Source organism: Nocardiopsis sp. NPDC055551 (assembly GCF_053619415.1).
The window spans coordinates 62,544-75,060 of sequence record NZ_JBSHJJ010000008.1 but is presented as its reverse complement, the minus strand read 5'-3'; the positions used below and the strand labels follow the sequence as shown (position 1 = coordinate 75,060).

Sequence of the window (12,517 nt, the reverse complement as noted above, 5' to 3'; positions counted from 1 at the left end):
CTGTCGCCTCATCGACTCATCCATGAGTAGCCAAAGAGTCACTTAATGTAGTGTCCCCGCAGTGACCGATCGATGAGGAGATGGTGACCATGAGCGTCGACTACGGACTCGGCAACCCCTCCAGCGCCTTCGGAGCGCGCGGGGTCACCAAGAGGATCGGGGCGGTACGCCGGCAGCTCCCCACCCGTGGTGACCGACTGCTCGACGTCGGCTGCGGAGACGGCACCTACACGGTGGAACTCGCCGAGGGGTTCGTGAGGGTGGACGCCGTCGACGTCGAACCCGCCCGCCTCGAAGACTTCGCCGCGCGTGTGTCCGGCACCGACCTGGAGGACCGGATCGGCCTGCACAAGATGTCGGCCGACGCACTCGCCTTCGACGCCAACACCTTCGACCGGGTCACCGCGTTCGAGGTGCTCGAACACCTCGACCACCTGGAGGAGAGTCTCGCCGAGATCCACCGGGTGCTCAAGCCCGGTGGGGCCTTCTCCATCACCACGCCCAACCGGTGGTTCCCGTTCGAGACCCACGGGGTCATGTGGGGAGAACGGCGCCGTTCCGCGCTGACCGTCCCGTTCCTGCCGTGGATCCGTCCGCTGCACGAGCGGATGTCGGACGCGCGGGCGTTCACCACCCAGGAGATGGGACGTCTGCTGCGTGACGCGGGCCTGCGGGTGCGGTCCATCGACTACCTCATGCCGCCGCTCGACCGCCGAATGCGGGCCCTCCAGCCCGTCTCGGACGGCCTGGAGGGCACCCCGGCACGGGTCTTCGGCATGGCGATGGTCGTCACCGCCGTCAAGCCGGGTCTCAATCCTTGAGGTGATCGGCCGCCCAGGAGCGCAGCTCCGCGGCGGCGTCCTCCTTGGCCATGGGGCCGTTCTCCAAGCGCAGTTCCAGCAGGAACCGGTACGCCTTGCCGATCAGGGGGCCGGGCTTGATGTCGAGGATCTCCTGGATCTCGTTGCCGTCCAGGTCGGGCCGGATCTTGTCCAACTCCTCCTGTTCGGCGAGTTCGGAGATGCGTCGCTCCATGTCGTCGTAGGAACGTGAGAGCGACGCGGCCTTGCGCCGGTTGCGGGTGGTGCAGTCCGCGCGCGTGAGGATGTGCAGCCGCTCCAGCTGGTCACCGGCGTCACGGGCGTAGCGGCGCACGGCGGAGTCGGTCCACTCCCCCTTGCCATAGCCGTGGAAACGAAGGTGCAGCGCGACGAGGGCGCCGACCTGGGTGATCACGTCCTTGGGGAAGCGCAGCGCGGTGAGTCGCTTGCGGCTCATGGAGGCGCCCACCACCTCGTGGTGGTGGAAGGTCACCCGGTTGCCGCCCTCGAAGGAACGGGTCTTGGGCTTGCCGATGTCGTGCAGCAGCGCGGCCAGGCGCAGAACCAGGTCGGGTTCGTGCCCACGGGAACGCTCCAGTTCCATGGCCTGGTCCAGGACGGTGAGCGAGTGCTCGTAGACGTCCTTGTGCCGGTGGTGCTCGTCGATCTCCAGGCGCATCTTGGGGATCTCCGGGAGCACGTACTCGGCGATGCCCAGGTCCACCATGAGTTCGATGCCCCGGCGCGGGTTCGGGCTGAGCATGAGCTTGGTGAGCTCGTCGCGGATGCGCTCCGCGGAGACGATGGAGAGCCGGTCCGCCATGTTCCGGGCGGCCTCGACCACCTCGGGAGCCAGTTCGAAGCCGAGCTGGGCGGCGAAGCGCACCGCTCGCATGATGCGCAGCGGGTCGTCGCTGAAGGAGTCCTCCGGGCGCCCCGGTGTGCGCAGGATCTTGGCCCGCAGGTCGGCCAGGCCACCGAAGGGGTCCACGAACTCGACGTCGGGCAGGCGCACCGCCATCGCGTTCACCGTGAAGTCGCGGCGCAGCAGGTCGTCGTGGATGTCGGTGCCGTAGGACACCTCGGGCTTGCGTGACTTGGGAGAGTAGTCCTCGCTGCGATAGGTGGTGATCTCCAGTTGGAGCCCCCTCTTGCGCAGACCCACCGTGCCGAACTCGATGCCGACGGTCCACACCGAGTCCGCCCAGCCATCGACCAGCTTCAGGATCTGCTGGGGTACGGCGTCGGTGGTGAGGTCCACGTCGTTGGAGACACGCCCGAGGAGAGCGTCGCGCACCGGGCCACCGACGAGGGCGAGTTGTTGGTCGTGCGCGGCGAAACGATCCCCGAGGTCCTCGGGGATCGGGCGGATCGAGTCGATCAACGCGGTGATCGCCGCCCGCTGCTCACCGGTCGGCTCGTTCACCACGGGCCGGGTAGGGGCGGTGTCGTTCTCACTCGAAAACTCTGTGTTCGGCACACCACGCAGATTAAGCGGCCTCGCGGGGTGACCGCGAATCGCCGACCTGCTCGCGTCGCCTCTGGCGCGTACCCCGCACCGGATGAAATGCTGTCCCCGCCACGCGCCGGGCGACCGGGCGCACCAGAACCCGGGTTCGGTGGACACGGTATCTTCTGGTGGAGTGGTGGCCCGTCACTTTCGTCCTGCGGCCACCGGCCCCGCCTCACGCCGAGCGCGCCGCGCGGGCACCCCGATCCGTCCCCGCCCCGTCACTTCACGGCCCCGGCGGGACGGACCCCTGGCCCCGAATCAGGAAACCGGTCAAGCGTTGCGTCGAACTGCTTCCGCGGCCGCGGTCATGGCCATGACCGCCGCGCTGCTTCCGATCCCGGCCACGCTCTCACCCGTCGCGGCGGAACCTGAGAACGAGGAGTCGGTGCCTCCGATCGTCGTGGACCGGATCACGCCGGACGCCATCGACGAGGACAGCACGCTACGCGTGTCGGGTGAGGTGACCAACGCCACCGACACCTCGATCGAGGACGTCACCGTCCGGATCCGTTACTCGCGGCACTCCTTCAACACCCGCGAGGAGATGGACGAGTTCGCCACCGGCGACGGCTGGCAGCCGGACGCGGAGGGACCGGAGAAGGAGTTCAAGGGCGCGTTGGAGCCCGACCAGGGCCTGGAGTACTCGCTCAGCACCCCGGCGGAGGATCTCGACCTGGGCTCCTACGGCGTGTACCCCATGGTCGTGGAGGCCCTGGACGGCGACGGCGAACAGTTGGGCGCTCAGTACACCTTCCTCCCCTACACCGGGAACGACGACGTCGACGAACTCGACCTGGCCTGGGTCTGGCCGCTGATGGACGAACCACAGCGCGCCGACGACGACACCTTCCTGAGCGAGGACCTGCACTCGTCCGTGACCGAGGAGGGGCGTCTGGGCCGTCTCCTGGCCGCCGGCGCCCAGGTCCCCCTGTCCTTCGATCCCGGCGACGAGGACCTCGTCGACGAGCTCGGCCTGGAGGAGGAGCCCACCGAGGACGAGCCCTCACCCGACGCCGAGAGCCCGACGGCCGAACTGTCCCCTGGCGAGGAGCCTCCCAGCGCGGAGCCCACCGAGGACGACGCCACCGCGGAGGAGCCCCCATCCCCCGAGGCGAGCGCGTCTCCGGAGGACGGCGCCACGGAGGCCCCGGACGCACCCGAGGAGACCGAAGGGGGCGAGGAGGACGAGGAGGAGACCCCCACGCGGACCGAGGGTGTCCCCATCACCTGGGCGATCGACCCTGGGACCATGGACGACGTCCTGCGCATCGCCGCGGAGGAACACGACGTCCTGGAGGATCTGCTGGAGGTCCCCGAGGGGGTCGAACCGGAACGCCACCAGCGCGCCGCCGACGTCCCCGCCCAGGTGTGGCTGCGCGAGGCCCGGCGGATCCTGCCCGCCGACACCGTCGTGACCACCCCGTACGCCAACACCGACCTGGTCGCGCTGTTGCGCAACGACCTGCACGTCGACGCCGACGCCTCCCTGACCCTGGCCCAGGAGGCGGTGCGCCGTTCCCTGGCGATGGAGCCCGACTCCAGGTACGCGTTCCCGGCCCGCGGTCTCATGGACGAGAACGTCCAGCAGCTGTACGCCTCACACGACGCCCACCGATTCATCCTGCGCGAATCGGCGATGCCGACCGCGTCCTGGCTCTCCACCACCCCCACCGCGCAGGCCCCCCTCCCGGCCGGTGAGGACGACGAGGACGACCCGTTCGCCCTGGTCGCCGACGCGGGCCTGACCGAGGTGCTGTCCATGCCCTCGCACGGCCCCGGTGAGTCCACCCTGGCCTTGCAACGGTTCGCCGCGGAGACCGCGATGATCGCGAGTGAGAACGTCGGCGGCGACCGTGTCGTGGTGGCCGCTCCCCCGGCCGGTTGGGACCCCGGCACGGAACTGGCGTCCGGCGTCCTCGAAGCCACCGAGGACCTACCGTGGCTCTCCCCCGAACGTCTGGACGAGGTCGAGCCGCCCTCCCAGGACGACCAGGAGGAGACCCGGTCGGGCCTGCGTTATCCGGACCGGGCCGCCGAACAGGAGCTCGGCTCCGGCTACCTCGGCGAGGTCGAGGACGTGAGTCGGGACGTGCGCCTGTTCAACAGCATCCTCGTCGGGGACAGCGACCCCTTCCGTCCGGCCATCGTGCGTCTGGAGTCGGTGTACTGGCGTGAGCGCGAGGCCCTGGCCGGGGCGACCCGTTCGGTGGTCGGTCAGTCGGTGCAGGAGCGGATGCAGGACGTGCGGGTCATCCCGGGCGAACCGGTGACCCTGGCCAGCAGCACCGGGATCACCGGTGTACTCGTCGCCAACGACCTGGAGGACGAGTCGGTCTACGTGCACCTGTCGATCTACTCGGAGAACGCCGAACGGCTCGGCATCGGCACCTACACGTCCGACTTCCAGATCGCCCCGGGCGCCAAGACGACCGTCTACGTGCCGCTCTCGGCGAGGATCAACGGGACCACCGCGGTCCACGTGAGCCTGCAGAACTCCAACGGTGAGCCGATCAGCCCGCAGGACACCGTGATCCAGGTGAACGCCACGGGTCTGGGCACACAGGCACTGCTCATCAGCGGGATCGGACTGCTGATCCTGGTCGCGGCCCTGGCCCCGAGGGCACTGCGCAAGTGGGCCCGCCGACAGGCCGCCAAGGCCGACGCGGCCGAGGGCGGCGCCCCTGACGGCGACAAGGACGACGAGGGCGACGCGGGCAACGAGGATGAAGAGGAACCGAGCGACGGCGAGGACGCGAGGTCCGAGCAGGACGCGAAGGACACCGAACCCGAGGACACGTCCCGTTCCGAGGACTCATCCGACTCCGAGGGCGAGTCCGTCCCCGAGGACACCGAACCCGGCGAGGACCGGTCGAATGACGGCGACACCCGCGCGTGAAGCCCGAAGCCGTGTCGACGAGATGACGGGGCGACATGACGACATGTCGCCCCGTCGACCTGTTCCCTTGTCCACACGTCACCACGCCCGCACCCCTCGCGAGGCTCCGGGCCCCGGAGTCGCGTCTCGATACCTCCGATGAAAGGAACCCTGATCCACGGTGGTCACCGAATCCCCTAACGGCGACGAACAACCCCCTCGTTACTCGCCGAGGCACAGTAAGCACTTCGACGGGTCCCTCCCGGGCGACAGCGCGACCCGGCCCTACCCGGGCTCGACGCCCTCCTCCGAGGATGGTGAGTTCCCCGAGCCCATGGACGCCCCACGCGACCCCGCGCCCGACGCCGAACCCGTGGCGGACAAGCCCGCGGCGGAGAAGGGCTCCGGCGGCATGATGCGTTCCAGCGCGATCATGGCCGTGGGCACCATGGCCTCCCGACTGACCGGATTCGCGCGGACCATCGTGCTCGCCGCGGCCATCGGAACCCACCTGCTCGGTGACGCCTACCACACGGCGCACACGATCCCCTTCATCCTGAACGACCTGCTCATCGGTGGCCTGATGGCCTCCGTGGTCATCCCGTTCCTGGTCAAGCGACGCAAGAACGACCTGGACGGTGGCAAGGCCACCGAGGACCGCCTGTTCACCTCGATGGTGCTGGCGTTGCTGGTGGTGACCACGGTCGCGATCCTGGCCGCCGAGGCTCTGATCTGGCTGTACGGTTCCCGGTTCACCCCGCTGCAGTTCGAGGCGTCCGTCTACCTGGCGCGTTTCCTGCTCTCGCAGATCTTCTTCGTTGGTCTGAGCGGCCTGCTCAGCGCGATGCTCAACACCCGGAACAAGTTCGGCGCCGCCGTGTGGGCTCCGGTGCTGAACAACGTCATCATCATGTGCGTGGCCGGGTTGTTCCTACTCGTGGCCGGGCCCGGGAAGACCCCCGACACGGTCACCGGTTCCGAGCTGACCCTGCTGGGCGCGGGCACCGCGGCGGGCATGGCCATGCAGGCCCTGGTCCTGTTCATCGCCCTGTCCCGCACCGGTTACCGGTGGCGTCCCCGGCTCGACCTGCGCGGCTCCGGGCTCGGCGAGGCGCTCCGAACCGCCGGCTGGATGATGCTCTACACCCTGCTCACCCAGGCCGGGCTGTGGATCACCACCAACATCGCCAACGCCGCCAACGTCGCGAGCATCGAAGAGGGCCTGGACGTGGGCGCGGGCATCAGCGCCTACAACCTGGCCTACCAGCTCTTCCAGTTGCCCTACGCGATCATCGCGGTCTCGCTGATCACCGTTCTCCTGCCCCGCATGAGCGCGCACGCCGACGATCGGAACTGGGACGCGGTCCGCTCGGACTTCTCCCGCACCCTGAGGATCTCCGCCTTCGTGCTGGTGCCGACCGCCTTCGCGGTCGCGATGTTCGCCGAGCCGCTGTCCATCCTGGCCTTCGCGCGCGGGTCGGTCTCGGTGGCCGACGCGGTCGCCATCGGCCAGATCCTCGCGGTCATGTCGCTCGGTCTGGTGCCGTTCACGGTCTTCCAGCTGATGCTGCGCGTCTTCTTCGCCATGGGCGACACGAAGACCCCCGCCCTCATCGGTGGCGCGAACCTCGCCGTGCACAGCGCGCTGGCACTGGTGGCCTACCTGCTGCTGCCGCCGAACATGGTCGTGGTCGGTGTCGCCTCGGGCTTCATGCTGTCGTTCCTGTCCGGTCTGACCATCGCCGGTCAGGTGATCAGTCGTCGTATCGGGGGACTTGACGGAAAGCACGTGCTTGGCACATTGTTGCGCCTGCACCTGGCCGTCATCCCCAGCATCGCGGCGGGCTTCGGTGTGCTCTGGTTCTTCGACGCCTACGTCGGTCCCGGTCTGTTCACCTACGTCGGCGCTCCCCTGGTGGGTTGCGTCGCCGGCGCCCTGCTCTTCCTCGTGTCCGCGCGCGTGCTGCGCGTGCCCGAACTGAGCGCCGCGGTGGAACTGATCCGCGGTCGGCTGCGTCGATGATGAACGTCCCCTCGTTCCGGCCCCGTACCCGCCGGCGCACGAACCCGTAGCCGCACTCAGTCAGAAAAGGACCGCCCGACGGTGTCCAGCGACAACCCCCGTCAGTACGCCGACGGTTCCCGGAACGGACCCGAGGACCCTCCGAAGCAACGCTCCGGTCGCCAGATGGTGATGCCGGAGGACGTGCTCGACGCGTATGAACGTTCAGAACCCCAGGGCGAACCCGAGACCGGTCTGAAGACCCTCCGGGATCCGAGCGACATCGGTGACGTGGGTACCGCGGACCGCGCCGGTATGGAGGACGGCGACGAGATCGGTGGTTCGTCCCACACCGGTCCGGGCAACATCGCCAAGTCGACCGCGATCATGGCGGTCGGCACGATCGCCTCGCGTGTGACCGGCTTCGTCCGGACCATCGTCCTGGCCGCCGCGATCGGCACCCAGCTGCTGGGCGACGCCTATCAGACCGCGGGCATGGTCCCGTACATGATCTACGACCTGCTCATCGGCGGGTTGTTGGCCAGTGTGTTCGTGCCGTTCCTGGTCAAGCGACGCAAGCTCGACCAGGACGGCGGCGACAAGACCGAACAGCGCCTGGTCACCCTGATGCTGCTCGGTCTGTTCGTGCTGACCCTGGTCTCGGTGCTGATCGCCGAGTGGTTCATCAGGATCTACGCGGGCGGGTTCAGCGGGGCGCAGTACGACGTCTCGGTGATCCTCGCCCGGTACCTGGTGCTGCAGATCTTCTTCATCGGCGCCAGCGGTCTGGCCAGCGCGATGCTGAACGCGCGGAACAAGTTCGGCGCCCCCATGTGGGCTCCGGTGCTGAACAACGTCGTGATCATCGGCATCTGCCTGTGGTTCCTGAGCATCGCCGGCCCGGGACGGACCCCGGAGACCATCACGCAGGGCGAGATCGCGCTGCTGGGCCTGGGGACCGCGCTGGGCCAGGTCGTGCAGGCCGCCGTGCTGATCTGGGCGCTGTTCGCGGCGGGCTTCCGCTGGCGGCCGCGTCTGGACCTGCGGGGTTCGGGCCTGAGCGAGGCGGCCGGCGCCGCCTCCTGGATGATGCTGTACATCGTGGTCGCGCAGGTGGGCGCCCTCGTCTCCACCAACGTCGCCACGCGCGCCGGGGCGATGTCGGCGGAGCTGGGTTACGACAGCGGATCGGGCATCGCGGCCTACAAGTTCGCCTCGATGCTGTTCCAGCTGCCGTACGCGATCATCGCGGTCTCGGTGATCACGGCGCTGCTGCCCCGAATGAGCGAACACGTCGCGGCCGGCCGCAAGGACCAGGTCCGCAGTGACTTCTCCCGGGGCTTCCGTCTCTCCTCGGTGTTGATCGTGCCGATCGCGGTGGCGATGATCGTCTTCGCCATCCCGTTCTGCGTGATGATCTACGCGCAGGGCAGCACCAGCGCCGAGGACGCCGCGGCCATCGGTCGGATCCTGATGGTCTTCTGCGTGATGTTGATCCCGTTCACGCTGTTCCAGCTACAGATGCGTGTCTTCTACGCGCTGGGCGACACCCGTACGCCCGCCCTGGTGGCGATCCCCTCGGAGATCACGCACGCCATCACCGGTGTCGCCCTGTTGTTCGTGTTCGCGGAGACCCCGCAGCACATCGTGGTGTGGTTGCCGGTCCCCTACGGCCTGTACTACATCGTGGGTTCGGCGATCATGTGGTACATCCTCCACAAGCGACTCAACGGCCTGGACGGGCGTCGCACCGTGGTCACCTTGTTCAAGTTGCACCTGGCCACCGTCCCCGCGGCCCTCTTCGGCATCCTGATGCTCGTGGTCTTCAATGGTCTGCCCGGTGATCTGTGGCCGGCTCTCTCCTCGATGGTGGCCGGAGGCCTGGTCGGTGCCGTACTGTTCGTGGTCTCGGCCAAGTTCCTCAATGTGTCCGAAGTCACATCCTTCCTGGATTTGCTCAAGACACGACTACGACGCCGCTGATCACCTGGAATGGATGACCTTGGGTAGTCGGATACGAATACGTCCAGGAAGGTCGATGGGTAATCAATGTCCTCCAAAGAGGCTGTTCACGCGTCCTAGCATGGACAGACACCGCTTTACCGCCAAAGCATCGTTCATCCGAGCTGCCCGAAGGGAGGCTGGGGACAGCAGACAGGGCCGATCCCCTCGTGTGAACCCGCATGGGAACCACGCGACTCAGCGGCACTGGCACCCGTCACTCCCATCATGAGCACCTTCCTGATCGAACCCGGGGCGAAGCTGGCCAACCGCTACCGACTCGACCACGTGGTGAGCGAGACCGGTGGTGCGACCCGGTGGAAAGCCACCGACGAGACGCTGGCGCGTCCGGTCGCCGTATGGACCTTCGCCGACGGTTTCCCCCGAACGTCAGAGGTCGTGCGAGCCGCCAGGGCCACCAGCCGTGTGCCCGACGCACGCGTGACCCAGGTCTTCGACGCCGACGACACCTCACCCATCCCCTATGTGGTCGAGGAGTGGGTCATCGGCTCCTCCCTGGCCGAACTGCTCCAGCAGGGCCCCATGGAGCCCGAACGCGCCGCGGGTCTGGTCGCCGAGGCCGCCGAGGCCATCGCCGCCGCCCACGCCAACGGTCTCCATCACCTTTGTCTGTCCCCCGGCAAGCTCATGTGGAGCAGCGGCGGAGCGGTCAAGGTCACCGGTATCGGGGTGGACGCCGCGCTGCTGGGCAGCAACGTCCCCCAACCCGGTGCCATCGACGCCCAGGGGCTGGGCAACCTGCTGTACGCGGCCCTCACCGGCTACTGGCCGGGCGGACCGCAGAGCGGCCTGCCCGGCGCCCCGCAAGGACCGATGGGCCCCTACCCTCCCGGTCAACTGCGTCAGGGCATCACCGAACAGCTCGCCACCATCACCACCCGCGCGGCCCTGCCGCAGCTGGTCGGTCAGATGGTGCCGGGCCCGCCCATCACCACCCCCGCGGAGTTCTGCGCGGCCCTGGCCGAGGTCCCCCGTCTCATCCCCCTGCCCGTGGCTCCGGCGGAGGCGGTCCCCCCGCCCGAACCCGGCACCTCCCGGCGCACGGGTGAGTTCGACACCACCACCGGTCCCCGTCGCAGCGCCCGCAACGGCTCCACCGCCGCGCGTTCGGGCGGGTCCCGGCCCCCGGCGGCCTCGCGAATGGAACAACGCGACTCCCGTGACCAGGGATCGTCGACCAAGCGCCTGCTCATCGGCGCCGTGGCCGTCCTGTTGTTCGCCGGTGTGGTCGCGGGCGCCTGGACACTCGGCACGAACCTGCGTTCGGGCTCCGGTGAAGAGGCCGACCCCAGCGCGGACGCCACCGAGGACGTCGTCGACAGCGCCGAACTGGAGGTCCTCCCCATCGCCGCGTCCGACGGGTTCGACCCGCTCGGTGACGGCAGCGAACACGGGGACAAGGCGGGGCTCGCGCACGACGGCGACCCGAGCACCCAGTGGAACACCGAGGGCTACAAGGACCCGATGGGCACCGAGAAGGCCGGCGTCGGTCTGCTCATCGACCTGGGTTCGGCCAAGGAGGTACACGAGCTCGACCTGATCACGCCCGACAAGGACTTCGGTATGCAGATCCGGGTCGGTGACGACGTCTCCGCCACGGACCCGGCGGCCCTCGACGCCGCCCTTCCCGTCGCCTGGGAGGGCTCGGTCAACGGCTCGGAGACGGTGCAGCTCGAAGAGAGCGTGACCGGACAGTACGTCGTGGTCTGGTTCGTCGAACTACCCGCGGACGGCGACCGCTACCGTGGAAGCGTCAACGAGGTCGAGGTACGCGGACTCTAGTTCTCTCTAGTCGTGGGGTATGTGATCAGCGCTGATGGAAGCGGCCCAGGAGCTCCCTGACAAGGAGCTGTTGTCCAGGCACGCTCAGGGTGACGAGCAGGCGTTCGCGGTACTGGTTCGCCGACACCGTGAGCGCCTCTGGGCTGTCGCCATCCGGATGATGCATGACCCCGAGGAAGCGTCCGACGCCCTTCAGGACGCCTTCCTTTCGGCCTTCCGCGCCGCGGATCGATTCCGAGGTGAGTCCCAGGTCACCACCTGGCTGCACCGGATCGTGGTGAACGCGTGCCACGATCGGCTCCGGCGCAGGAAGGTCCGGCCGGCCACCCCCACCGAGGACGAGACGCTCGACGTCATCTCCAACGAACGACTCGGCCGGACCGGCGGCGCCCCCGACCACGCCTCCCAGACCGAGTCCCGCCTGGACGTGCACGCCGCCCTCGAACAACTGCCCTTGGACCAGCGCATGGCACTGACCCTGGTGGACATGCTCGGGTACCGGGTCGACGAGGCCGCCGACATCCTCGAAGTCGCCACCGGCACGGTCAAGAGCAGATGTGCGCGAGGTCGCGCCAAACTACTTCCTTCCCTGGCTCATCTAAGGAACCCTGGACTTCCCCGAGACGTCACATCTGGGAGAGGAGGTGCCAACCCATCGTGACGTCCCATCCTGAGGTGGAGGCACTCGCCTTCTTCGCCGAGGACCTTCTGGAACCCGACGAGGAACGCTCTGTCGCCGACCACATCGAGACCTGCGCCATCTGCGCGACCACCATCGACGAACTCGCCGGGGTCACCCGCGTGCTCGCCGATGTCCCGGCGCCCACGATGCCGCAGGACGTCGCCGACCTCCTCGACGGTCGGATCTCCGAGGCCGTCTCCGAACGCACGGACGTGGACCGGCCCACCGGTGAACGCGACACCACACCCCCGACGGCATCGGACGCGCCCGCGTCCGTCACCCCGATCAACCGGAAGCGACGCGGTTTCGGTCTGCCCAAGCTCCTCATGGTGGCCGCCGCTTCGGTGTTCGTCATCGGTGCCGGCACAGCGGTGATCGGAAACCTGATGTCCGATGAACCGGACATGGGAGCGGCCTCCCAACTGTCGGAGGACACCGCGACCGAGAGCGCCCCGGACACCGCCCAGTCCTACTCCGCGGAGAGTGTGGCCAGCGGCACCGTCTACACCGAGGACGGTCTCACGACGCAGGCCTCCGAGGTCCTGGACCGGGCCGGGGACGACGGCATGGGCGTCAAGTCGGAGGAATCGGCGAAGTTGCCCCAGGGGGCGCGGGAATGCGTCGCCCACGTGGAGGCGACCACCGACTCCCACGTCACCCTGGTCGACGACGCCCAATGGGAAGGGCCCGAGGGCACCGACCGCGCCTGGGTCCTGTTCATCCGAAGCGGTGAGGGTGTCGACGTGCTCGTGGTCGACCCGACCTGCGCTCGCGGCGGTGACCTGGACTCGGCCGTCCTCGCCGAGGGAAACCTCTAACG

At 68.5% G+C, this 12,517-nt stretch carries 8 protein-coding genes; 7 read left to right on the top strand and 1 reads right to left on the bottom strand.

Annotated features, from left to right (window positions below):
• Positions 1-89 precede the first annotated feature (89 nt).
• A complete protein-coding gene (locus ACWGSK_RS15925) occupies positions 90-821 on the top strand; it encodes a class I SAM-dependent methyltransferase (protein WP_452456105.1) in 732 nt (243 codons plus the stop codon).
• Here ACWGSK_RS15925 and ACWGSK_RS15920 read toward each other — a convergent pair.
• Positions 811-2,301 carry a CCA tRNA nucleotidyltransferase gene (locus ACWGSK_RS15920; protein ID WP_358508705.1) on the bottom strand — a complete coding sequence of 497 codons (1,491 nt, stop codon included), beginning with the start codon at positions 2,299-2,301 and terminating at the stop codon, positions 811-813. The two genes, ACWGSK_RS15925 and ACWGSK_RS15920, sit on opposite strands and share 11 nt — an antisense overlap.
• Positions 2,302-2,611: 310 nt before the next feature.
• Between ACWGSK_RS15920 and ACWGSK_RS15915 the strand changes: the two genes are divergently transcribed.
• The 6 genes from ACWGSK_RS15915 (at position 2,612) to ACWGSK_RS15890 (ending at position 12,515) form a co-directional block, all read left to right on the top strand.
• Entirely contained in the window at positions 2,612-5,230 is a 2,619-nt protein-coding gene (locus ACWGSK_RS15915) for a DUF6049 family protein (protein ID WP_452456104.1), read from the top strand.
• Positions 5,231-5,390: 160 nt separating this feature from the next.
• Positions 5,391-7,232, top strand: coding sequence for a murein biosynthesis integral membrane protein MurJ (gene murJ, locus ACWGSK_RS15910; RefSeq protein ID WP_358508701.1), 1,842 nt, complete (start codon positions 5,391-5,393; stop codon positions 7,230-7,232).
• Positions 7,233-7,397: 165 nt separating this feature from the next.
• Complete coding sequence (murJ, locus tag ACWGSK_RS15905; RefSeq protein ID WP_358508741.1) at positions 7,398-9,194, top strand: murein biosynthesis integral membrane protein MurJ; 1,797 nt, start codon at positions 7,398-7,400, stop codon at positions 9,192-9,194.
• Positions 9,195-9,440: 246 nt separating this feature from the next.
• The gene (locus tag ACWGSK_RS15900; protein ID WP_358508699.1) at positions 9,441-11,015 is read left to right on the top strand and encodes a protein kinase family protein; all 1,575 of its coding nucleotides are present in this window, start codon (positions 9,441-9,443) and stop codon (positions 11,013-11,015) included.
• Between the two features lie 34 nt (positions 11,016-11,049).
• Positions 11,050-11,676: an RNA polymerase sigma factor SigM gene (sigM, locus tag ACWGSK_RS15895; protein ID WP_358508697.1), complete on the top strand. Its 627-nt coding sequence runs from the start codon at positions 11,050-11,052 to the stop codon at positions 11,674-11,676.
• A complete protein-coding gene (locus ACWGSK_RS15890) occupies positions 11,673-12,515 on the top strand; it encodes an anti-sigma factor (protein ID WP_358508695.1) in 843 nt (280 codons plus the stop codon). The genes sigM and ACWGSK_RS15890 overlap by 4 nt, the downstream gene beginning before the upstream one ends.
• Positions 12,516-12,517 lie beyond the last annotated feature (2 nt).